We start from the raw sequence: 21,400 nt of genomic DNA on the forward strand, positions 1-21,400 counted from the left end.
TCGCGGGTTCGGCGCGTTGACGTACGACGGATAGGCTTGCCCGGTCCTGCGGGCCCAACCGCGGGGCGCTGAGGTGGCTTTCGACGGGCCACGTCAGCCTTCCGTCGAAAGGTCAGTTCGTGGGTTCGGTCATCAAGAAGCGGCGCAAGCGCATGGCGAAGAAGAAGCATCGCAAGCTCCTGAAGAAGACGCGCGTCCAGCGGCGCAAGCTCGGCAAGTAGGCACCCACCCACCCCTTCGACGACGGATCAGGGTCCGAGATGGCGAGCAGCTCCCCGGGCAGCAGCCCGGACAGGGTCGTCCTCGTGACCGGGGTCTCCCGGGACCTCGGTCGCCGTTCGGCGCGTCAGATCGCCACCGACCCGACCGTCGCCCGCGTCATCGGCGTCGATGTCGTCCCGCCCCGCGGTGACATCGGCGACGTCTCGTTCGTGCGTGCCGACATCCGCAACCCGGTGATCGCCAAGGTCATCGCCAAGGAGAACGTCGACACCGTCGTCCACATGAGCGTCATCTCGACGCCCGGCAGCGCCGGTGGACGCGGCACGATGAAGGAGCTCAACGTCATCGGCACGATGCAGCTCCTCGCTGCCTGCCAGAAGGCGCCGAGCGTCCAGCACCTCATCGTGAAGTCCACGACCACGATCTACGGGGCCAGCAACCGCGACCCCGCCATGTTCACCGAGGACATGGAGCCGCGGCGCCAGCCCCGGTCCGGCTACGCCAAGGACGTCGCCGAGATCGAGGGCTACGTCCGGGGGCTGGCCCGGCGCCGCCCCGACGTCCGGGTCACCACCCTCCGCTGCGCCAACGTCATCGGGCCGCACGTCGCCAGCCCGCTGATGTCCTACTTCCGCCTCCCGGTGATCCCCACCGTGCTCGGCTTCGACGCCCGGATGCAGTTCCTCCACGAGCAGGACCTCATGGACGTGCTCGTCCACGCCATCCGGACCGACCTGCCGGGCACCTTCAACATCGCCGGTGACGGCATCCTCATGCTCTCCCAGGCGCTGCGCCGGCTGCGCCGGCCCACGGTGCCGCTGCCCGGCTTCGCGGTCGGCGGCGTCGGGTCCGTGCTGCGCAGTGCCCGGCTGGCGGACTTCTCTCCCGAACAGCTCAGCTTCCTCACCTACGGTCGCGGTGTGGACACCACCCGGATGCGCGAGCAGCTCGGCTTCGAGCCGTCGTTCACGACCGAGGAGGCGTTCGCCGACCTCGCCTCCGGCCTGATGCCGACCGGCGGCAGGATCGAGCGGCTGCTCACGGCGGCGATCGACCGGCTGCCTCCGCCCGACGCGCCGGTGGCCCTCAGTGCGGTCGGAGCCCCGGCGGGCGGTGGCGAGCGTGGGTGACGCGGAGATCATCCCGATCGGCACCCGCGGGCGCCCGGGTCGCGGCCAGGGGAGCGGCAAGCCGTCCGCCGCATCGCGCAGTCTGGCCCCCGCGGCCCGCAAGGCCGCGGTCAGGAAGGAGCGGCCGGCGCCGCGGCCCGAGGCCGACGATGCGGCGGTGACCGAGCCGGTCGAGGCGACCGAGCCCGAGCCGAGAGAGCCGGCGGACACGACTCCTCCGGCGAAGGAGCGCGCCCCGGCGTACGCCGATGAGCAGGTCCCCGCCGGAGGCATCCCGGCCGGCGACTGGCTGGTGGCGTTCCAGCACGCCGCCCGCGAGCTGTTCGGCGACCAGTGGGAGCCGCAGCTCGCCCGGTTCCTCGCCTTCCTGCGGCGGCGGGTGACCGGCGACTACGTCGTCGACGAGTACGGCTTCGACCAGGAGGTCACCGAGCGGTTCTTCATGGCGGCGCTGCGCCCGATCGCGCAGAAGTGGTTCCGCATCGAGGTCCGCGGCGTCGAGAACATCCCCGCGGAGGGCGGCGCGCTCGTGGTGTCCAACCATTCGGGCACCATCCCGGTCGACGGGCTGATGACGATGGTCATGGTCCACGACCTGACCGGCCGGTTCCTCCGCCCGCTCGGGGCCGACCTGGTCTTCCGGATGCCCGTGGTCAGCACGCTGGCCCGCAAGGGCGGCACCACGCTGGCGTGCAACGAGGACGCCGAGCGGATGCTTCGCGGGGGTGAGCTCGTGGGCGTCTGGCCGGAGGGGTTCAAGGGCATCGGCAAGCCCTACGCCGAGCGCTACAAGCTCCAGCGGTTCGGCCGCGGCGGGTTCGTCTCGGCCGCACTGCGCACGCAGGTGCCGATCATCCCGCTGTCGGTGGTGGGAGCCGAGGAGATCTACCCCCTGGTGGCCAACCTGCCCTCGCTGGCGCGGATCCTGGGGCTGCCCTACATCCCGATCACGCCGCTGTTCCCGTGGCTCGGCCCGCTCGGACTGGTGCCGCTGCCGTCGAAGTGGCTGCTGGAGTTCGGTGAGCCGATCCGCACCGACGAGTTCGACGCCGGTGCGGCCGAGGACCCGATGCTCGTCTTCAACGTCACCGACGAGGTGCGCGAGACGATCCAGTCGACGCTCTACTCGCTGCTGATGCAGCGGCAGTCGGTCTTCCGCTAGCCGGTCGCGTCGGACCGCCGCAGCCCGCGCCGGGTCGCGGCTACTTGCCGCCGCCGGTCAGGCCGGTGAGCAGCCCGGTCACGCCGTCGACGACGCCGGTGACCACCTGGTCGACCGTCTCGCCCACCGGCTGGGTGACCGGGGTCAGGTCGACGGGGGTGTGGCCCTTGCCGCCGCTGCCGCCACCGCCGCCGTTCCCTGAGCCGCCGGAACCGCCGGAGCCGCCCGTGCTGCCGCTGGTGCCGCCGCCCGAGCCCTGGGTGCCGCCGGGGGTCGGCAGCAGGCCGCCGAGGGGGTCGCTGGACGCGGTCGTCTGCGGGGGCACCTGGATCGGCGTCTCGGGCGGGTTCAGCCCGCTCGGGTCGTTGGAGCCCTTGATGCCGTCGAGCCCGGGCCGGCCGGAGCCGGGCGTGGTGGCGGGCAGCTCACCGCCGGCCTGGGTGCTGGTGCCACCGGTGAGGCTCTGGGCGGCGTCCGCCAGCAGCTGGGCCGGTGCCTCCAGGATCCCGGTCCCGCAGTCGGGACACGCGTTGTGGGCCTCCGCGTCGATGGCCAGGACGGTGCCGGCGGCCTTGACCAGCGCGTCGTGAGCCGCGGCCGGCACGACGCCGTCGAGGCTCGCCAGCGTGGTGATGCTGTGCTCGGCGTTGGTGTGGATCTGCTTGATCGAGCCCTGGTCGCCGGTGGACTCGTAGTCCTCGAGCAGGGCGTTGCTGCCGTCGGTGAACTGCTGGGCGAAGGTGTTGAGCGTCTGGGTGACCAGCGTGACGTCGGGGGTCTTCTCGCGGCTGAGCTTGCCGACCTCGTCGAGGCGGGTGGAGGCGTTGCCGAGGTTGGCCCGGCCCTTGGCCTCGTCTCCCCGGTGGAACCCGGTCTCGGTGTTCTCGATGGCCCGCTTGAGCGGGTAGAGGGCGTCGCCGGGGATCGCGCTCTGCGAGGCCACCGCCATCGAGGTGGTGGCGCCGACGATCGCCACCGTGGCCAGTGCCACCGCGACCCGGCGCTCGCGGCGGGTGCGGGCGGGCTTGACCGTCAGCCGCGCGACCTCGTCGCGCTCGCGAGCACTCCGGTCCGGCTGCAGCTCGGTCGCGGCCGCCACCATCAGCCGCTCGCGGAGGTCGGCGACGAACTCGGGCCGAGCCTGCGGCTGCGGCATCGAGCGCAGGGCGCCCACGAGCTCGAGCAGGTCGGAGGTGGCGGGGTCGACGTCATCCGGTCGCCCGCCCTCGACCAGGGAGTCGAATCTCTCGGCACGCCGTCGTGCCGGGAAGAGGGGGTTCATCGCTGCGTTCCGTTCGTGTGTGTGCCGGCGTCGTCCCCGTGATGAGACGCCGACGTACGACACAACGACGCGGTCTCGGCCCGGGTTACGCGGGTGAGGAGGTGGTCCGTCATCAGCGGATCCCCTCCGGCATCAGCTTCGCGAGGTTGCGCACCCCGCGCAGCTGGAGCTGCTTGACGGCACCCTCACTGCGACCCAGGACGCCCGCGGTCTCGGCGATGCTCATGCCCTGGAGGAACCGCATGATCAGGCAGTCCTTCTGCTCGCTGGGCAGCTCGGTGAGCGCCTTGAGCAGGATCTGGTTGGTCAGGCCCGCCAGCACCGCCTGCTCAGGCCCCTCGGTGGCGTCGTCGTGGATGCCCATGTCCTCGGTCGCGAGCTCGAGGCGGGTGCGGCCGGCCTTGAAGTGGTCGGTGGCGAGGTTGCGCGCGATGGTCATCAGCCAGGCGCCGAAGTCCTTGCCCTGCCAGCGGAAGTTCTGCATGTTCCGCAGGGCCCGGAAGAACGTCTCGGAGGTGAGGTCCTCGGCCAGCGTGCTGGACCGGGTCCGGTAGAAGAGGAAGCGGTGGACCGACCCCTGGTAGTGGTCGTAGAGCATGCCGAAGGCGTCGGCGTCGCCCGTGCGGGCCAGCTCGACGAGGGCGATCAGGCGGCGGCGCTCCTCCTCGGTCTCCTCCGACGACGTGGCCAGGTCGGCGTCGCCGAAGACCTGGCCGGGGCGGTCCGGCCCGCCGTCGGAGAGCTCCGTGGCGGCTGCCTCGCTGAGCGCCCAGCCCTGCGGCTCGGGGGTGCGGCCCGGCGTACGCCGTCCGCCCTCGGCCAGGACGAGCGCGAGCTCGGGCTCCCCGAGCGTGCCGAGGAGGGCATGGGCGACCGCCTCGCGCAGGGCCTCGAGCCCTCGCGCGGCGTCACGACTCCCTCCGGGCACCGCGGAGTCCTCCCTCCTCCCTCCCCCCGATCCTTACCCGATAGTAGGTGTGTCAATCACGACCCGGACACGAATCGTTGGCTTCGCCACACCGCAGCGCTCAGCGCTCACTGCTCAGCGCTCAGCGCCGGCGGCCGCGCAGCGAGACTCCGGCGGCGACCGCCCCGGTGACCGCCCCCGCGGCGGCGCCGACGATGAGGCCGGCCCGGGCCGCCTTGCGTCCGGTGCGGTAGTCGCGGATCCGCCAGCCCTTCTCGCGCGCGTAGGCGCGCAGCTTCGCGTCCGGGTTGATCGCGCACGGGTCGCCGACGAGGCTGAGCATCGGCAGGTCGTTGTAGGAGTCGGAGTACGCCGAGCACCGGCTCAGGTCGAGCGACTCGCGGGCGGCCAGCGCCTTGATGGCCTCGGCCTTGGCCGGGCCGTGCAGCATGTCACCGACCAGCTTGCCCGTGTAGACGCCGTCCTCGCTCTCGGCCACCGTGCCCAAGGCACCGGTCAGCCCGAGCCGGCGGGCGATGATCTGGGCGATCTCGACCGGCGCCGCGGTGACCAGCCAGACCTGCTGGCCCTGGTCGAGGTGGAGCTGGGCCAGCGCCCGGGTGCCCGGCCAGATCCGGTGCGCCATCGCCTCGTCGAAGATCTCCTCCCCGAGATCCTGGAGCTCCTTGACCGTGTGCCCGGCGATGAAGGCGAGGGCCGAGTTGCGTGCCTCCGCGACGTGGTCGGGGTCCTCCACGCCCACGATGCGGAAGTAGGCCTGCTTCCAGCCGGCGCTCAGCAGCTCCCGCGTGGTGAAGAACTCCCGCCGGTAGAGGCCGCGCACCAGGTGGAAGATGCTCGCGCCCTGCATGATCGTGTTGTCGACGTCGAAGAACGCCGCCGCCGACGGGTCGGACGGGTAGTCGAGGGCGGACTCGACGAACGCCTCGGCGGCCGCCGCCTCGCCGGCGAGGATCGACCGCTGCTGCAGGTTGAGCGGCGTGCGGGAACGGTCGTTGGGCGCCACGCTCCCAACCTAGCCACCAGGACGGTGTGGAAGTATCCGTGTGCATGGCCGACGGAGCTGCGACCGCCGTCCCGGACCTGCTGACCAGGGCCGCCGCCGAGGATCCCGACCGGTTCGCGATCGTCGAGTCGGGGGGCCGGCGGGTCACGTGGCGGGAGCTGGAGGACGAGGCCGGCCGCCTGGCCACCGGTCTCGGTGTCGCCGGCATCGTGGCCGGCCACCGGGTGATGCTGGTGCTCGGCAACCGGATCGAGTTCGTCGTGACCTATCTCGCAGTGCTGCGCACCCAGGCGGTCGCGGTCCCGGTCAACCCGAGCTCGCAGGTCGGTGAGCTGGCCCGGATGATCGCCGACTCCGGGGCCCGGATGGTCGTCGCCGAGGCGGACACGGTCGCCACGGTCCGGGACGCCGTGCGCCAGCTCCAGGAGGCGGCCGAGGGTCGCCCCGAGGCGTCGATCGACGAGGAGCTCCTCGCCCGTCTGGTCATCCCGCGGCTGGTCGTGGTCGACGGGGCGCCCGAGCCGGGCGAGCGGTCCTACGACGAGCTGCGGGCCGAGGCCGCGCGCGCCGTACCGCCCCTCCAGGACCCCGAGCGGCTGGCCGCGCTCCTCTACACCAGCGGCACGTCCGGCCGCCCGCGCGCCGCGATGCTCTCCCACCGTGCGCTGCTGGCGAACATCGAGCAGGTCGCGGCCGTGGACCCGCCGATGATCCACGGTGACGACGTGGTGCTCGGCGTCCTCCCGCTGTTCCACGTCTACGGCCTCAACGCCGTCCTCGGCGTCGTGACGCGGCACCGCGCCAAGCTGGTGCTGACGGCGCGGTTCGACCCCCAGGGCACGCTCGACCTGATCGAGGACGAGGCGTGCAGCGTGGTCCCCGTGGCGCCGCCGGTCTTCGCCTACTGGCGTGACGTCGACGCGCTCGAGGAGCGGCTGGGCCCGGTGCGGCTGATGCTGTCCGGCTCGGCGCCGCTGTCGCCGGAGCTCGGCCAGGAGTTCACCGAGCGCACCGGCATCCCGATCCACCAGGGCTACGGCCTGACCGAGGCCTCGCCGGTGGTGACGAGCACGCTGTGCAGCAAGCAGCTCCAGCCGGGGTCGGTGGGTGCGGCCCTGCCCGGCATCGACGTCCGCCTGGTCGACGAGCTCGGCCGGCCTCCCGAGGGCGACGACCCGGGCGAGATCCAGATCAAGGGTGCCAACCTGTTCAGCGGCTACTGGCCCGACGGCGCTGACGGCCCCGACGCGGACGGCTGGTGGTCGACCGGTGACGTCGGCTTCCTCGACGACCGCGGCGACCTGTTCCTCGTCGACCGGCTCAAGGAGCTGGTGATCGTCTCCGGCTTCAACGTCTACCCGGTCGAGGTCGAGGACGTGATCCGGGAGGTCCCCGGGGTCACCGAGGTCGCGGTGATCGGGGTGGACGACCCGCAGACCGGCGAGGCAGTGGTGGCCTACGTCGTCGGCTCGGGGGAGTCGCTGGCCGACGCCGTACGCGCCCGCTGCGAGGAGCGGCTGGCCAGGTTCAAGCAGCCCAGCCGGATCGAGATCGTGCCCGAGCTCCCGGTGGGCGTCACCGGCAAGGTCCAGAAGGGGCGGCTGCGCGGCATCGAGCGCCGCCGCGCGCTCGGCCTGCTCGAGTGAGCCCGCCATGACCGCCCGCGTCACCCTCTACTCCAAGCCCGGCTGCCACCTGTGCGACGACGCCCGCGCGGTCATCGACCGGGTCTGTGCCGACCTCGGGGAGTCCTACGAGGAGATCTCGATCCTGTCCGCCCCCGAGCTCCAGGAGCGGTACGCCGAGGAGATCCCGGTGACCCTCGTCGACGGGCGCCAGCACGACTTCTGGCGGGTCGACGAAGGGCGGCTGCGGGCCGCGCTCGCCGGCCGGCCCGGCTTGTAACTCTGTGTTCGTGCAACTGGATCGGTGTTCTGACACGGACCTGGTGGACGTAACACGGAGTTACATGCCGACCGCGGGCCGACCGACCACGCGCGCATAGGAGTGGCGCAGGCCACCTATTACTCGTTTTGTTCCCGCGTTCACAAACTCCTAGAGTGGAACGGCCGCTGGTGGCGCGGACCCTGCGAGCCGCCGGACCAGTGGCTGGAGAGAAGGTCTGGTGAGCGCACGCACGACCGACAGCGCCCGGGACATCCCCGAGGCCACGGTCGCGCGCCTGCCCGTCTACCTCCGCGCCCTGATCACGCTGGCCGACCAGGGCACCGCCACCTGCTCCAGCGAGGAGCTGGCCGCGGCCGCCGGCGTCAACAGCGCCAAGCTCCGCAAGGACCTCTCCTACCTCGGGAGCTACGGCACCCGCGGGGTCGGCTACGACGTCGACTACCTGCGCTACCAGATCGCCCGCGAGATCGGCGTGACCCAGGACTGGCCCGTGGTCATCGTCGGCATCGGCAACCTCGGCCACGCGCTCGCCAACTTCTCCGGCTTCCGCAGCCGCGGGTTCCGGGTCGTCGCGCTCCTCGACGCCGACCCGCGCCGGCACGGCGAGGTGGTGGCCGGGATCGACGTCCGCGATTTCGCCGACCTCGGCAGCATCGTGCGCGAGCACGGCGTAGCCATCGGCGTCATCGCCACCCCGGCGAGCGCCGCGCAGGACGTCGCCGACTCGATGGTCGAGGCCGGGATCAGCAGCATCCTCAACTTCGCGCCCACCGTCATCGCGGTGCCCGACGGCGTCGACGTGCGCAAGGTCGACCTCTCCATCGAGCTGCAGATCCTCGCCTACCACGAGCAGCGCAAGCAGGCGGAGGCCGTCTCGTGAGCGTGCTGGTCGTCGGCGTCTCCCACAACTCTGCTCCGGTCTGGCTGCTGGAGCGGGTGGCCCCCGAGGCCGAGGCGGTCCCCAAGCTGGTGCAGGCCGTGGCGGCGTGCGAGCACGTCACCGAGGCGACGGTGATCGCGACCTGCAACCGGGTCGAGGTCTACGCCGATGTCGACCGGTTCCACGGCTCGGTCGAGGAGCTGTCCCGGCTGCTCGTCGAGCGGTCCGGCGAGTCGGCGGAGGCGATGTTGCGCCACCTCTACGTCCACTACGACGACGGCGCGGTCTCGCACCTGTTCCAGGTGGCCGCCGGGCTCGACTCGATGGCGGTGGGCGAGGGCCAGATCCTGGGCCAGACGCGCGAGGCGCTCCGGCTCGGGCAGGAGCTCGGCACTGTCGGGCCGGCCCTCAACGTCTTGTTCCAGCAGGCGCTGCGCGTCGGGAAGCGGTCGCGCGCCGAGACCGACATCGACAGCGCCGCCCCGACCCTGGTCGGCACCGCGCTCGACCGCGCGGCGCGCCACGGTGGCGACGTCGGTGGACAGCGGGTCGTGGTCGTCGGCGCCGGCACGATGGCCGGGCTCGCCACCGCCACCGTGTCCCGCCGTGGTGCGGCCGAGGTCGTCGTGGTCAACCGCACCCCGGAGCGCGCCGAGCGGCTGGCGCGGGAGTACGCCGGCCGGGCCGTCGCGCTGCCCGACCTGCCGGCCGTGCTGGCCGAGGCCGACGTGGTCATCGCCTGTGCCGGCGCCGCCGGGCTCCTCGTCCCGCGCGCCATGGTCGAGTCGGCGCGCACCGACGACCGGCCGCTCGTCTTCGTCGACCTGGCGCTGCCGCACGACGTCGACCCGGCCGTCACCGAGCTCCCGGGCGTGACCCGGATCGACCTCGTCGACCTGGCCGAGGAGCTCGAGACGTCCGCCGCCGGTCGCGAGGTCGCCGAGGTGCGCAGGATCGTGACCGAGGAGGTTGCGGCGTTCCTCGCCGCCCGCCGCTCCGCCAGCGTCACGCCGACCGTCGTCGCGCTCCGCTCGATGGCCACCTCGGTCGTGGACGCCGAGATGGAGCGGCTCGACCACCGCCTGCCCGCGCTGTCACCCGAGGAGCGCGCCGAGGTCCTGCAGACCGTGCGCCGCGTCGCCGACAAGCTCCTCCACGAGCCGACGGTCCGGATCAAGGAGCTCGCCAACGAGACCGGTGCGGTGTCCTACGCCGCCGCCCTGGCCGAGCTCTTCGCGCTCGACCCCGAAGCGGTCGACGCCGTCACCCGGCCCGAGGGGCTCTCGTGAGCGCCGTACGGATCGGGACCCGCGGGTCGGTGCTGGCCACGACCCAGTCCGGGCTGGTCGCCGGGCTGATCCGAGACCGCCTGGGTCGCGAGACCGAGCTGGTCGAGATCACGACCGAGGGTGACCGCACCCAGCGGGCGGGCACGCCGATGGAGCAGATCGGCGGCACCGGCGTCTTCGTCAGTGCCCTCCGCGACGCACTGCTCCGCGGTGAGGTGGACGTCGCGGTCCACTCCCTCAAGGACCTCCCCACCGCCGCTCCCGAGGGCATCGCGCTGGCCGCGGTGCCCACGCGGGAGGACCCGCGCGACGTGGTCGTCGCCCGCGACGGGCTCACCCTGGGCGAGCTCCCGCAGGGCGCCCGGGTCGGGACGGGCTCGCCGCGGCGGGTCGCCCAGCTGCGTGCCCTCGGTCTCGGTTTGGACGTGGTGGGCGTTCGTGGCAACGTCGACACCCGGATCGGCAAGGTCCGGTCCGGGGAGTACGACGCCGTACTCCTCGCACGCGCCGGGCTGGCCCGGATCGGCCGGCTCGAGGAGGTCACCGAGGTGCTCGACCCGCTGCAGATGCTGCCCGCCCCCGGTCAGGGTGCGCTGGCGGTGGAGTGCCGGGCCGACGACGACCTGCTGGCCGCGCTGGCGACGCTCGACGACCGTGGCAGCCGGGCCGCCGTCGAGGCCGAGCGGGCCGTGCTGGCCACGCTCGAGGGCGGGTGCTCGGCGCCGATCGGCGTACTGGCCGAGCTGGTCGAGGGCGAGGACGGCGAGGAGCTGTGGGTGCGCGCGATAGCGCTGTCCACCGACGGCGAGCTGTCCGTGCGGATGTCGGCCACCGGCGACCCACAGGACGCGGCCGGGCTCGGTGCCCGGCTGGCCAAGGAGATGCTCGCGGACGGAGCGGGCGATCTCGAAGCAGGACCAGAAGCAGAAGACAGGGTGCACGACGCATGACGCGAGGCAAGACCATCGTCAACGACCGCTCCGCCACCGCTCCCAGTCGTGGCAGCGGGGGCCGGGGCTGGGTGTCCTTCGTGGGCAGCGGGCCGGGCGATCCCGACCTGCTGACCGTGCGGGCGGTGACGCTCCTCTCACAGGCCGAGGTCGTCGTCACCGAGTCCCCCGAGCACATCGACCTGGTCCGGCAGCTCCTCTCGCTCCCGGCCGAGTGCGAGAGCCCCGTGTTCGTCGACGGCGGCTTCGGCGAGGACGGACAGCCGCTGACCCACGCCGCCCGCGCCAAGGTCGTGGTCAAGCACGCCAAGAAGGGCCAGCGCGTCGTCCGGCTGATGACCGGCGACCCGTTCGTCTACGCGTCCGGACCCGAGGAGGCGCAGGCCTGCGCCAAGGCCGGGGTCGGGTTCGAGATCGTGCCCGGCGTCTCGTCGGTGTCGGCGGTCCCGGCGTACGCCGGCATCCCGCTGACCACCAAGGACCACCGCGAGGTCGCGGTCGTGACCGCGCACGAGAAGGTCGACTGGTCGGCCTACGCCGACGACCGCACGCTCGTGGTCCTCTCCGGCGTCAACATGGTCGGCGACATCGCCAAGGCGCTGGTGGCCGCGGGCCGTGACCCGGAGACGCCGGTCGCGATGACCCGCGTGGGCACCACCACCGAGCAGGCCACCGTCACCTCGACACTGTCCGGGATCGCCGCCGACGCGCGGTCCGCGCGGATGGCCCCGCCGGCGGTGATCGTGATCGGCCGGGTCGTCGACCTGCGCGAGGCGCTGTCCTGGTTCGAGACCAAGCCGTTGTTCGGCTGGCGGGTCCTGGTGCCCCGCACCAAGGACCAGGCCGGCCCGCTCGTCGCCCGGCTGCGTGGCTACGGCGCGGTGCCCGAGGAGGTGCCGACGATCTCCGTCGAGCCGCCGCGCAACCCGCTGCAGATGGACAAGGCGCTCCGGGGCCTGGTCGAGGGCCGCTACGAGTGGATCGCCTTCACCTCGGTCAACGCGGTCAAGGCGGTGCGCGAGAAGTTCGAGGAGTACGGCCTCGACGCCCGCGCCTTCTCCGGTCTCAAGATCGCCGCGGTGGGTGACAAGACCGCGCAGGCGATCGCGGACTGGGGGCTGCGCGCAGATCTCGTGCCTTCAGGCGAACAGTCCGCGGCCGGCCTGCTCGCGGACTGGCCGGAGTTCGACGACCTGCTCGACCCGATCAACCGGGTGTTCCTGCCGCGGGCCGACATCGCCACCGAGACTCTCGTCGCGGGCCTGGTCGACCTCGGCTGGGAGGTGGACGACGTCACGGCCTACCGGACCGTCCGGGCGGCCCCGCCGCCGGCGGCCACCCGTGACGCGATCAAGTCCGGCAGGTTCGACGCGGTGGTCTTCACCTCGTCCTCGACGGTGCGCAACCTGGTCGGCATCGCCGGCAAGCCGCACCCGTCGACGGTGATCGCGGTGATCGGCCCGGCCACGGCCAAGACCGCCGAGGAGCACGGCCTGCGGGTCGACGTCCTCGCGCCGAAGCCCGACGTGGACGAGCTCGTCGACGCGCTGGCCGACTTCGGTGCCGCCCGCCGGACCGCGATGCTGGAGGCCGGCGAGCCGGTCACGCGTCCGTCCGAGCGGAAGCCCGCGGCGCGCAGGAGCAAGGTCCGGGGCTGATGAGCACCGCGAGCGCTGCGAGCCGGGTGCTCAGCGACCCGGAGGTCGAGCCTGTCAGGACCATCCGCAGCCCGGGCTGGGACGGAAGCTGATGACCGACGACGGGCTTCGTGACGCGGCTCGTTCCTCGCCGCCCTCAGCCACCGGTTCAGCGGTCGGGCCCCTGATCCGGCCGAGGCGGCTGCGTCGTACGCCCGGGCTGCGCCGGCTCGTCGCCGAGACGACCGTGTCGCCGGGACAGCTGGTGCTGCCGCTGTTCGTGCGCGAGGGGATCTCCGAACCGGTGCCGGTCGCCTCGATGCCGGGGGTCGTCCAGCACACGCGCGACACCATGCTCAAGGCGGTCGCAGAGGCGGCCGACCTCGGCCTCGGCGGCGTGATGCTGTTCGGGATCCCGGAGCGCAAGGACGCCGTGGGCTCGGGCGCCGTGGACCCGTCGGGGATCCTCAACCTCGCGATCAACGACGCCGTGGGCGAGGTCGGCGACGCGCTCACGGTGATGAGCGACCTGTGCCTCGACGAGTTCACCGACCACGGCCACTGCGGGCTCCTCACGCCGGACGGCCGGGTCGACAACGACCGGACCCTCGTGGCCTACGCGGAGATGGCGCAGGCCCAGGCCGACGCGGGCGTCGACATGGTCGGCCCCAGCGGGATGATGGACGGCCAGGTCCGCGTGGTCCGCGACGCGCTCGACGCCAACGGCCACGCCGACGTCTCGATCCTGGCCTACTCGGCCAAGTACGCCTCCGCGTTCTTCGGTCCCTTCCGCGAGGCGGTCTCGTCCTCGCTCGAGGGCGACCGGCGGACCTACCAGCAGGACTCCGCCAACGCCGTCGAGGGCGTCCGCGAGGCCCTGCTCGACGTCGAGCAGGGCGCCGACATCGTGATGGTGAAACCGGCCCTGGGCTACCTCGACGTGGTCCGCCGGGTCCGCGACGCCGTCGACGTCCCCGTGGCGGCCTACAACGTCTCGGGCGAGTACGCCATGGTCGAGGCCGCCGCCGCAAATGGCTGGATCGACCGCGAGCCGGCCATCCTCGAGGTGCTCACCTCCATCCGCCGCGCGGGCGCCGACGTGGTGCTCACCTATTGGGCCGTCGAGGCCGCGAGGTTGTTGAGGCGTTGAATCGGGACTTCTGCCGGTTGAATCCGCAGATTCGGACGGCTCGAGCACGTGCGCTACCGATTCAACCGGCAGAAGTCCCGATTCAACGGTGCTCGACGAGGCCTACCAGATTTCCTTCCGAGTCCCGGATGAAGGCCTGCCACTCGTCGGTCCCGGCTGGGCCGAGGGTGTCGTCCTCGTGGCTGAAGATGACGTGCGGCTCGGACTCGATCGTGACGCCGGCGGCACGCAGCCGCTCGATGGTGGCCTCGATGTCCGGGACGGACAGGTAGAGCATCGCCGAGGGAGCGTTGCCCTCGAGCATCAGCCGGGTGCCCGCCAGGTCGAAGAAGACCAGCCCGGGCGGGTCGTACGTCGCCGAGGCGGGCACTCCGAGCAGGTCGGCGTAGAACGCGCTCGCCCGCGCGAGGTCCTCGGCCCGCTGGGCCACCTGCACCAGTCGCATGCGAGGGATTAGAGCACGAGGTGAGGTAGCTCAGGGGTTCATGTAGTGGTCGAGGCACTGCTGGAAGGCCTGCGGCTGCAGCAGCTGGCTGATGCCGTCGAGGGTGCACTGGAGGGTGGCCTGGGCCAGCGTCAGGGTCTGATCGACGGGCGGCAGCCCCGTCGTGGGGAGTGGCGGGACGGTCACGGTGCCGACGTGGACGCCGCCGCCACCACCGCCACCACTGCCGGTGCCGCCACCGCCTCCGCCGCCGCTGCCGCCGCCACCGGTCGGCGTGGTGGGGCCGGCCGTGGGCGTCCCGCCGGTGCCGGGCGTTGGGTCGTCCGAGGTCTCGCCGGTCGAGCCGGAGTGAGTGATCGTGATCTGCTGGTCGGGCTGCGCGGGTGTGCCGGGCACGTGCAGCGGCGGGGGCGTCTTGGTCAGGGGGCTGCCCGCCAGCATGGTGCCGTTGGGGATCGAGGTGAAGTCGCCCTGCTCGTAGGCCTCCATGATCTGGAGCACGAGGTCGACGTAGGGCTGGCTGTGGTTGTAGCGGTAGACCGCAGCCCGGCGGCCGGCGTCGGTGCCGAGGTCGTCGGGGCCGGAGCAGAGGTAGACCGCGGTGCCGAGAGCCGCGTCGTCGATGTCCTGCGGGTTGCGCACGCCGTCGCCGTCGGCGTCGACCCCCACGACCGCCCAGGTCGAGGGGATGAACTGCATCGGGCCGACCGCGCGGTCGTAGGTCGCGTCGTTGTCGAAGGCACCGGCGTCGGTGTCGACGATCTCGGTGGTGTTGTTGGAGCCGTTGAGCGCGACGCCGTAGATCCCCGGGGTCGCCAGACCGTTGTCGTCGAGGGTGTTGCCGTCGGCGCGACCGTGGTTGGACTCCACCCGCCCGATCGCGGCGAGCAGCTGCCAGTCGAGGTGGCAGGAGGGGTCGGCGGCGTTGATCACGGTCTCGGCGCGCTGGTAGGCGGCGAGGGCCGCGGACGGGATACCGGAGCTGGCCGCGTCGGCGACGATCTGCTGGACATCGCCGGCGCCGATGCCCGGCGCGATCAGGCTGCCGTCGGAGACGCTGGCCGGAGCCTGGATGGCTTGGGCGGGCACGCTGCTGCCGTCGGGCAGGGTCGGGTCGGGCCGCTCGCCGGCGGCCGCGGTGGGGGTGCTCACGCCGAGCAGGTTGGCGGTCCAGGCGGCAGACAGCAGCGCCAGCGGGACCAGCGCCGTCGCCTTGTGCAGGCGCCCGAATCGCTCAGCGGACATTTGGCTGCTCTCTCCCGTCACCGGACGTCCCCTCCAGACGTACCAGTCACCCAACGACTGCTCTGACCAACAAGTTACGCGCCCGTCCGCAACATGTGACCTCCGTGCACGTCACATCACCCGTTTGTACGACGGTTCCCGCTGTCCGGACGCCGAAACCGAGGCGGATGCGGCTCTCTCAGGCGGCTCGGGGACAATGAAGCGTGCCCCGGGAGACCAGCGAGTCCGCCGCGCTCTACGAGCGCGGACTGGCGGTCACCCCCGGCGGCGTGAACTCCCCGGTCCGGGCCTTCAACGCCGTCGGCGGCACTCCGCGGTTCATCGCCTCCGCCAAGGGCGCTTGGCTGACCGACGTCGACGGCAACGACTACGTCGACCTGATCTGCTCCTGGGGGCCGATGCTGCTCGGCCACGCCCATCCGGAGGTCGAGGCAGCGGTCCGTGACGCGGTGGGCCGCGGTACGTCGTACGGCACGCCCACCCGGCCCGAGGTCGAGCTGGCCGAGGAGATCGTGGCCCGCACGCCGGTCGAGCGGGTCCGGTTCGTCTCATCGGGCACCGAGGCCACCATGTCGGCGATCCGGCTGGCGCGCGGGTTCACCGGCCGCGACGTGGTCGTGAAGTTCGCCGGCTGCTACCACGGCCACGTCGACTCGCTGCTGGCCTCGGCGGGCTCCGGGGTCGCGACGTTCGCGCTGCCGGGCACCCCCGGCGTCCCGGCCTCCTCGACCGAGCTCACCGTGGTGCTGCCCTACAACGACCGCGCCGCCGTCGAGAAGGCCTTCGCCGAGCTCGGCGACCGGATCGCCTGCCTGATCACCGAGGCAGCCCCCGGCAACATGGGCGTGGTCCCGCCGGAGCCCGGCTTCAACCAGCTCCTCGCCGAGACCTGCCGGACCCACGGCGCGCTGTTCGTCAGCGACGAGGTGATGACCGGGTTCCGGGCCTCCAAGCGCGGGCAGTGGGGGCTCGACGGGGCCCGGGAGGGCTGGCAGCCGGACCTGATGACCTTCGGGAAGGTGATGGGCGGCGGCTTCCCGGCCGCGGCGTTCGGGGGCCGGGCCGACGTGATGCACCACCTCGCGCCGGAGGGGCCGGTCTACCAGGCCGGCACGCTGTCCGGGAACCCGGTGGCCACGACCGCCGGGCTGGCCACGCTGCGGCTCGCCACCGACGACGTCTACGACCACCTGAGCAAGATCGGCGAGGTGATCAGGACCGCGGTCTCCGACGCGCTCTCGAGTGCCGGGGTCGTGCACACCGTCAAGGCCACCGGGACGATGTTCTCGGTCTTCTTCGCCGAGGGGCCGGTGCGCGACTTCACCGACGCGCAGCGCACCGACTCGGCGGCGTACGCCGCGTTCTTCCACGCGATGCTCGACCGCGGTGTCCACCTGCCCCCGTCGGCGTACGAAGCGTGGTTCCTCTCTGCCGCCCACGACGACCGCGCCGTGCAGACCGTGCTCGACGCGCTGCCCGAGGCGGCGCGCGCCGCCGCTGCCGCCCAGAAGACCCAGTGAATGACCCAGTGAATGACCCAGTGAAAGGTGACGAGAGCTTGACCCCCGACACCGTCGTCCACCTGGTCCGGCACGGCGAGGTGCACAACCCCGAGGGCGTCCTCTACGGCCGCCGCGACGGCTACCACCTCTCCGACCTCGGCCGCCGGATGGCCGAGCGGGTCGCCGAGGCGACCGCCCACCGCGACATCACCCACGTGCGCTCCTCCCCGCTCGAGCGGGCGCAGGAGACCGCGACCCCACTCGCGAAGGCGCACGGCGTCGAGATCGTCTCCGACGAGCGGGTGATCGAGTCCACCAACGTCTTCGAGGGCAAGCGGTTCGCCAACGGCAGCAACGCGCTGCTCAAGCCGTCGGCCTGGCGCCACCTGTGGAACCCGTTCAAGCCGTCGTGGGGCGAGCCCTACAAGGACGTCGTGGTGCGGATGATGTCCGCCGTCCACGACGCCCGCGCCGAGGCGAGCGGCCACGAGGCGGTCATCGTCTCCCACCAGCTGCCGATCTGGATCACCCGGCTGCACGTCGAACACCGCTCGTTCGTGCACGACCCGCGGCGGCGTCAGTGCACCCTCTGCTCGATCACGTCGTTCCACTTCGTCGGAGACGCGATCACCCAGGTCTCCTACAGCGAGCCGGCCGGCGACCTGATCCCGGCCAAGGACAAGAAGATGCCGTTCTCCGCGGGCAACGCCCCCGAGGAGGCTGCGCCGGAGGACTCCGGGCCAGTCTGAGATGCACCTCCGCAGCCGTCTTCCCCTGGTCGTCGCCGCCCTCGCGGCGACGGCCGCGATGGCGACCGCGTGCACCGAGGCCAACGGCACCGAGGGCAAGAACTACGTCAGCGGCGACGGGCTGGTGACCGTCGTCGACGCCTCCGACCGCGGCCGGCCGGTCGAGGTGTCGGGGGAGACGCTGGACGGCGACCACCTCGACCTGGCGGACCTCCGCGGGCAGGTCGTGGTCGTGAACGTCTGGGGCGCCTGGTGTCCTGAGTGCCGGGCGGAGGCACCGTCGCTGGTGCAGGCGGAGTCGGACCTTCCGGACGACGCACAGGTTGTCGGGGTCGACATCCGGGAGACGAGCAAGGACAACCCGCTCGCCTTCGAGCGCACCTTCGGAGTCACCTGGCCCTCGATCTACGACCCGGGCAGCAAGACGCTGCTGAGCTTCCCACCGCCGTACAACCCGCGCGAGACACCGAGCACGATGGTGCTCGACCGCGAGGGCCGGCTGGCTGCGCTGATCCGCGGCCAGCTCCCCTCGACGCGCACGCTGCTCGACGTCGTCGACCAGGTGGCGGCAGAACATGGCTGACTGGCTGCGCGACACGGCGTTCTCCGGGTCGATGCTGCTCGCCGTACCGATCGCGGTGCTCGCCGGGCTGGTGTCGTTCTTCTCCCCGTGCGTCATCCCGCTGCTGCCCGGCTATCTCTCCTACACCACCGGCCTGTCCGGCGCCGACCTCGCTGACTCCGAGGCCGCGCCGCACCGTGGGCGGATGCTGGCCGGCTCGGTCCTGTTCGTGCTCGGTTTCTCGACCGTCTTCGTCGCGCTCGGCGTGCTGTCGGCCGGCGTGAGCCGCTGGTTCTTCGAGTACTCGCGCACGTTCACGATCGTCCTGGGCGTCGTGGCGGTCGTCCTCGGGCTGGTCTTCATGGGGCTGGTGCCGCTGTTCCAGCGCGACGTCAGGGTGCACAAGGTGCCTGCGGTCGGGCTGGCGGCGGCGCCGCTGCTCGGCTTCCTGTTCGGCCTCGGCTGGACGCCGTGCATCGGCCCGACCCTCGGCGTGATCCTGACCCTGGCCTACGGCGAGAGCGTGACCAGGGGCGGCGTTCTCCTGGCCTTCTACTCGATCGGGCTCGGGGTGCCGTTCATCGTCGCGGCGCTCGCCTGGCGGCACGCGCTCGGCGCGTTCTCCGTCGTACGCCGCCACCAGCGCTGGGTCAGCGTGGCCGGTGGCGTCATGCTCGTCGCGATCGGCGTCATGCTCCTGACCGGCTGGTGGGAGCAGTCGGTCCAGTGGCTCCAGATCCATCTCGTCAACGACTTCCAGACGAGCGTGTAGCGCCATGACCGCCACCGAGACCAAGCCGACCGCCCCGGCGCCCGAGCGCCGCTCCGGCGAGCTCACCCTGCGCGAGCTGCTCCGGTGGATGTGGCGGCAGCTCACCTCGATGCGGATCGCCCTGATCCTGCTCCTGCTGCTCGCCCTCGCCGCCGTGCCCGGCTCGCTCGTCCCCCAGGAGCGGGTCGACTCGCTCAAGGCAGGCGAGTGGAAGAAGGCGCACGAGACGCTCACCCCGGTCTACGAGAAGCTGGGAATCTTCAACGTCTACGGCTCGCCGTGGTTCGCGGCCATCTACGTCCTGCTGGTCGTCTCGCTGCTGGGCTGCATCATTCCCCGCAGCCTCGTCTACCTCCGCGCGCTTCGGGCGCAGCCGCCGGCGGCCCCGCGCAACCTGGCCCGGATGCCCAGCCACGCGTCGTACGCCACGACCGAGCCGGCCGAGGTCGTGCTCGAGCGCGCGCGGACGGTCCTGGCGCGGAAGCGTTACCGGCTGCGACGGGAGTCCGACGGCACCACCGTCAGCGCCGAGCGCGGCTACCTGCGCGAGCTCGGCAACCTCGTCTTCCACCTCGCGGTGCTGGTGGTGCTCGTCGGCTTCGCGCTGGGCTCACTGTTCGGCTTCAAGGGTGGCGTCATCCTGGTGCAGGGCCAGCCCTTCGCCAACAACCTGACGCAGTACGACGACTTCGTGCCCGGCAGCCTCTTCGACCCCGACGGGATGGACCCGTTCAGCTTCACCGTCAACCACTTCGACGTCGACTGGCTGACGTCCGGCCCGCGTGCCGGGATGGCCCGGGGCTTCAACGCCGACCTGAGCTACACCGAGCAGCCGGGTGGGCCCGACAAGCAGTACGACCTCCGCGTCAACCACCCGCTCACGATCGGTGGCACGGAGCTGTTCCTGATCGGCCACGGCTACGCACCGGTGGTGACGGTGCGCGACGGCCAGGGGAACGTCGCGGCGTCGGGGCCGGTGGTGTTCCTGCCGATGGGACCGGACCTGTTCTCGTTCGGCGTGATCAAGGCACCGGACGCCAAGCCCGGCCAGATCGGGCTGGAGGGCTACTTCTACCCGACGTTCGCCAACGTCGACGGCGACCCGGTCAACCTCGGCGGCAACGACGTCAACCCCCTGCTCTCGCTCAACGTCTACACCGGCGACCTCAACCTCGACTCCGGCGCCGCGCAGTCGGTCTACACCCTCGACAAGTCGAAGGCGACCGCGGTTTCGGGCGACGACGGCAAGCCCCTGCGCCTCAGCCTCGCGCCCGGCGACACCGTGCAGCTGCCCGACGGGCTGGGCAGCGTCACCTTCGACAAGGTCGTGTCCTGGCAGCGGATCCAGATCAGCCACACCCCCGGCAAGGACATCGCGCTGCTCGGCGTGGTGCTCGCCCTGCTGGGGCTGATGGGGTCGCTGTTCATCCGCTCGCGCCGGGTCTGGCTGCGGGTCACCGAGGGCGACGACGGCACCCTGGTCGAGATCGCGGCACTGGACCGCTCGGGCGGCGCCGACACCGACGCCGTACTGTCGTCCCTGGTATCGGCGTTGCAGGAGCCGTCACCGGATCGCAAGGAGAAGGCATGACCGACGCCGCGTGGGGGACGCTGAGCAACCAGGCGGTCGCGGCCGCCGGGGTGGTCTACTTCCTCGCCCTGATCGCCTACGTCGTCGAGTGGTCGTCGATGCGCCAGGTCGACAGGTCGCAGGTGCTGGTCGGTGCGGGCGGCCCGGCGTCGGAGCCTGCCCCCGACGTCGAGCGCGCGAGCGACCGGGTGGCGATCTTCGGGCGGCTCGGGCTGCTTCTGACCTGCATCGCCGTGGCGGTGCACTTCCTCGCGATCTTCGCCCGGGGCATGAGCGCGGACCCCAACCGGGTGCCGTGGGGCAACATGTACGAGTTCACCCTCACCGGCACCTTCGTGGTCGGCTTCTTCTACCTCGTCCTGAGCCGGCGCTGGCCGCTGGACTGGCTGGCCCCGCTGGTGGTCGCGTTCGTGCTGACGCTGCTGATGGTCGCGGTGCTGTGGCTCTACGACGCGACCGGCCCGCTCCCGGAAGCGCTCAACAGCTACTGGCTCGTGATCCACGTGGTCTCCGCCATCCTCGCGACCGGCGCCTTCACGCTGGGCGGGATGACCTCAGCGGCCTACCTGCTCAAGCGCCGCGCGTCGGCACCCGAGACCGGCTTCTGGGGGCGGGTGCCCTCGCTGGAGAAGCTCGACCTGATCTCCTACCGGATCCACGCGTTCGCGTTCCCGGTGTGGACCTTCGCGGTGCTGATCACCGGCCCGATCTGGGCCCACCAGGCGTGGTCGTCGTACTGGAACTGGGACCCCAAGGAGGTGTGGGCGTTCATCACCTGGGTCGTCTACGCGGCCTACCTCCACGCCCGCACGACCGCCGGCTGGCGCGGCCGCAACGCCGCGATCCTGGCGCTGGTCGGCACGCTGACCCTCTGGTTCAACTTCATCGGGATCAACTACTTCTCGACCTCCAGCCAGCACTCCTACGCCGGTGCGTCGGCGCCGATCTCGTCGGTGCACTGAGCTCCGACGGATCCGTGGGGGGCGGCCG

At 72.0% G+C, this 21,400-nt stretch carries 21 protein-coding genes; 16 read left to right on the plus strand and 5 right to left on the minus strand.

Features of this window, described 5'->3' with window-relative positions:
* The first annotated feature begins 119 nt into the window (after positions 1–119).
* The 3 genes from VFV89_RS07885 to VFV89_RS07895 are packed head-to-tail and all read left to right on the plus strand — an operon-like array spanning position 120 to position 2,514.
* Entirely contained in the window at positions 120–221 is a 102-nt protein-coding gene (locus VFV89_RS07885) for a 30S ribosomal protein bS22 (protein ID WP_008356322.1), read from the plus strand.
* Positions 222–260: 39 nt separating this feature from the next.
* Positions 261–1,352, plus strand: coding sequence for an NAD-dependent epimerase/dehydratase family protein (locus tag VFV89_RS07890; RefSeq protein WP_329705373.1), 1,092 nt, complete (start codon positions 261–263; stop codon positions 1,350–1,352).
* Entirely contained in the window at positions 1,345–2,514 is a 1,170-nt protein-coding gene (locus tag VFV89_RS07895; RefSeq protein WP_329705374.1) for a lysophospholipid acyltransferase family protein, read from the plus strand. The genes VFV89_RS07890 and VFV89_RS07895 overlap by 8 nt, the downstream gene beginning before the upstream one ends.
* Before the next feature lie 40 nt (positions 2,515–2,554).
* On the opposite strand, the gene VFV89_RS07900 is transcribed toward VFV89_RS07895, so the two are convergent.
* The 3 genes from VFV89_RS07900 to VFV89_RS07910 form a co-directional block, all read right to left on the minus strand.
* Positions 2,555–3,796 carry a DUF5667 domain-containing protein gene (locus tag VFV89_RS07900; RefSeq protein ID WP_329705375.1) on the minus strand — a complete coding sequence of 414 codons (1,242 nt, stop codon included), beginning with the start codon at positions 3,794–3,796 and terminating at the stop codon, positions 2,555–2,557.
* A gap of 112 nt (positions 3,797–3,908) precedes the next feature.
* On the minus strand, positions 3,909–4,724 hold the full coding sequence (locus tag VFV89_RS07905; RefSeq protein WP_329705376.1) for a sigma-70 family RNA polymerase sigma factor: 816 nt from the start codon (positions 4,722–4,724) through the stop codon (positions 3,909–3,911).
* A gap of 121 nt (positions 4,725–4,845) precedes the next feature.
* Positions 4,846–5,730 (minus strand): HAD-IB family hydrolase, encoded by an 885-nt coding sequence (locus VFV89_RS07910; protein WP_329705377.1) that lies wholly within the window; start codon positions 5,728–5,730, stop codon positions 4,846–4,848.
* Between the two features lie 44 nt (positions 5,731–5,774).
* On the opposite strand from VFV89_RS07910, the gene VFV89_RS07915 reads away from it, so the two are divergent.
* From VFV89_RS07915 to hemB, 7 genes are all read left to right on the plus strand, one after another.
* Entirely contained in the window at positions 5,775–7,376 is a 1,602-nt protein-coding gene (locus VFV89_RS07915; protein WP_329705378.1) for a class I adenylate-forming enzyme family protein, read from the plus strand.
* Between the two features lie 7 nt (positions 7,377–7,383).
* The gene (locus tag VFV89_RS07920; RefSeq protein WP_329705379.1) at positions 7,384–7,635 is read left to right on the plus strand and encodes a glutaredoxin family protein; all 252 of its coding nucleotides are present in this window, start codon (positions 7,384–7,386) and stop codon (positions 7,633–7,635) included.
* 220 nt (positions 7,636–7,855) lie between these two features.
* Positions 7,856–8,518, plus strand: coding sequence for a redox-sensing transcriptional repressor Rex (locus VFV89_RS07925; RefSeq protein WP_329705380.1), 663 nt, complete (start codon positions 7,856–7,858; stop codon positions 8,516–8,518).
* Positions 8,515–9,807 carry a glutamyl-tRNA reductase gene (locus VFV89_RS07930; protein WP_329705381.1) on the plus strand — a complete coding sequence of 431 codons (1,293 nt, stop codon included), beginning with the start codon at positions 8,515–8,517 and terminating at the stop codon, positions 9,805–9,807. The genes VFV89_RS07925 and VFV89_RS07930 overlap by 4 nt, the downstream gene beginning before the upstream one ends.
* Positions 9,804–10,757, plus strand: a complete 954-nt coding sequence (gene hemC, locus VFV89_RS07935) for a hydroxymethylbilane synthase (RefSeq protein ID WP_329705382.1) — start codon at positions 9,804–9,806, stop codon at positions 10,755–10,757. The genes VFV89_RS07930 and hemC overlap by 4 nt, the downstream gene beginning before the upstream one ends.
* The gene (cobA, locus tag VFV89_RS07940; RefSeq protein WP_329705383.1) at positions 10,754–12,415 is read left to right on the plus strand and encodes a uroporphyrinogen-III C-methyltransferase; all 1,662 of its coding nucleotides are present in this window, start codon (positions 10,754–10,756) and stop codon (positions 12,413–12,415) included. Before hemC ends, cobA begins: the two co-directional genes overlap by 4 nt.
* Positions 12,416–12,506: 91 nt before the next feature.
* On the plus strand, positions 12,507–13,544 hold the full coding sequence (gene hemB / locus VFV89_RS07945; RefSeq protein ID WP_329705384.1) for a porphobilinogen synthase: 1,038 nt from the start codon (positions 12,507–12,509) through the stop codon (positions 13,542–13,544).
* A gap of 82 nt (positions 13,545–13,626) precedes the next feature.
* Here hemB and VFV89_RS07950 read toward each other — a convergent pair whose 3' ends face one another.
* Both VFV89_RS07950 and VFV89_RS07955 read right to left on the minus strand, forming a co-directional pair.
* Entirely contained in the window at positions 13,627–13,989 is a 363-nt protein-coding gene (locus VFV89_RS07950; protein ID WP_329705385.1) for a VOC family protein, read from the minus strand.
* A gap of 30 nt (positions 13,990–14,019) precedes the next feature.
* A complete protein-coding gene (locus tag VFV89_RS07955; protein WP_329705386.1) occupies positions 14,020–15,234 on the minus strand; it encodes a lytic murein transglycosylase in 1,215 nt (404 codons plus the stop codon).
* Positions 15,235–15,437: 203 nt separating this feature from the next.
* On the opposite strand from VFV89_RS07955, the gene hemL reads away from it, so the two are divergent.
* Genes hemL through ccsB form a run of 6 tightly spaced genes read left to right on the plus strand, consistent with a single transcriptional unit; the run spans position 15,438 to position 21,372 of the window.
* A complete protein-coding gene (hemL, locus tag VFV89_RS07960; protein WP_329705387.1) occupies positions 15,438–16,754 on the plus strand; it encodes a glutamate-1-semialdehyde 2,1-aminomutase in 1,317 nt (438 codons plus the stop codon).
* A 38-nt stretch (positions 16,755–16,792) separates the two neighbouring features.
* Positions 16,793–17,485 carry a histidine phosphatase family protein gene (locus tag VFV89_RS07965; RefSeq protein WP_329705388.1) on the plus strand — a complete coding sequence of 231 codons (693 nt, stop codon included), beginning with the start codon at positions 16,793–16,795 and terminating at the stop codon, positions 17,483–17,485.
* 1 nt (position 17,486) lies between these two features.
* On the plus strand, positions 17,487–18,068 hold the full coding sequence (locus VFV89_RS07970; RefSeq protein ID WP_329705389.1) for a TlpA disulfide reductase family protein: 582 nt from the start codon (positions 17,487–17,489) through the stop codon (positions 18,066–18,068).
* Positions 18,061–18,819 carry a cytochrome c biogenesis CcdA family protein gene (locus VFV89_RS07975; protein WP_329705390.1) on the plus strand — a complete coding sequence of 253 codons (759 nt, stop codon included), beginning with the start codon at positions 18,061–18,063 and terminating at the stop codon, positions 18,817–18,819. The genes VFV89_RS07970 and VFV89_RS07975 overlap by 8 nt, the downstream gene beginning before the upstream one ends.
* Before the next feature lie 4 nt (positions 18,820–18,823).
* A complete protein-coding gene (gene resB, locus VFV89_RS07980; protein ID WP_329705391.1) occupies positions 18,824–20,410 on the plus strand; it encodes a cytochrome c biogenesis protein ResB in 1,587 nt (528 codons plus the stop codon).
* Positions 20,407–21,372, plus strand: a complete 966-nt coding sequence (gene ccsB, locus VFV89_RS07985) for a c-type cytochrome biogenesis protein CcsB (protein WP_329705392.1) — start codon at positions 20,407–20,409, stop codon at positions 21,370–21,372. Before resB ends, ccsB begins: the two co-directional genes overlap by 4 nt.
* Positions 21,373–21,400: the final 28 nt, after the last annotated feature.

The sequence above is a fragment of the Nocardioides sp. genome (assembly GCF_036274455.1).
GTDB lineage: Bacteria > Actinomycetota > Actinomycetes > Propionibacteriales > Nocardioidaceae > Nocardioides.

Excerpts from the sequence above, each read along its gene's own strand:
- VFV89_RS07890 (WP_329705373.1), top strand. The coding sequence starts at position 261 with ATGGCGAGCAGCTCCCCGGGCAGCAGCCCGGACAGGGTCGTCCTCGTG.
- VFV89_RS07975 (WP_329705390.1), top strand. The coding sequence starts at position 18,061 with ATGGCTGACTGGCTGCGCGACACGGCGTTCTCCGGGTCGATGCTGCTC.
- ccsB (WP_329705392.1), top strand. The coding sequence starts at position 20,407 with ATGACCGACGCCGCGTGGGGGACGCTGAGCAACCAGGCGGTCGCGGCC.
- VFV89_RS07915 (WP_329705378.1), top strand. The coding sequence starts at position 5,775 with ATGGCCGACGGAGCTGCGACCGCCGTCCCGGACCTGCTGACCAGGGCC.
- resB (WP_329705391.1), top strand. The coding sequence starts at position 18,824 with ATGACCGCCACCGAGACCAAGCCGACCGCCCCGGCGCCCGAGCGCCGC.
- VFV89_RS07900 (WP_329705375.1), bottom strand. The coding sequence starts at position 3,796 with ATGAACCCCCTCTTCCCGGCACGACGGCGTGCCGAGAGATTCGACTCC.
- VFV89_RS07955 (WP_329705386.1), bottom strand. The coding sequence starts at position 15,234 with ATGTCCGCTGAGCGATTCGGGCGCCTGCACAAGGCGACGGCGCTGGTC.
- VFV89_RS07970 (WP_329705389.1), top strand. The coding sequence starts at position 17,487 with ATGCACCTCCGCAGCCGTCTTCCCCTGGTCGTCGCCGCCCTCGCGGCG.
- VFV89_RS07920 (WP_329705379.1), top strand. The coding sequence starts at position 7,384 with ATGACCGCCCGCGTCACCCTCTACTCCAAGCCCGGCTGCCACCTGTGC.
- cobA (WP_329705383.1), top strand. The coding sequence starts at position 10,754 with ATGACGCGAGGCAAGACCATCGTCAACGACCGCTCCGCCACCGCTCCC.
- VFV89_RS07950 (WP_329705385.1), bottom strand. The coding sequence starts at position 13,989 with ATGCGACTGGTGCAGGTGGCCCAGCGGGCCGAGGACCTCGCGCGGGCG.
- hemB (WP_329705384.1), top strand. The coding sequence starts at position 12,507 with ATGACCGACGACGGGCTTCGTGACGCGGCTCGTTCCTCGCCGCCCTCA.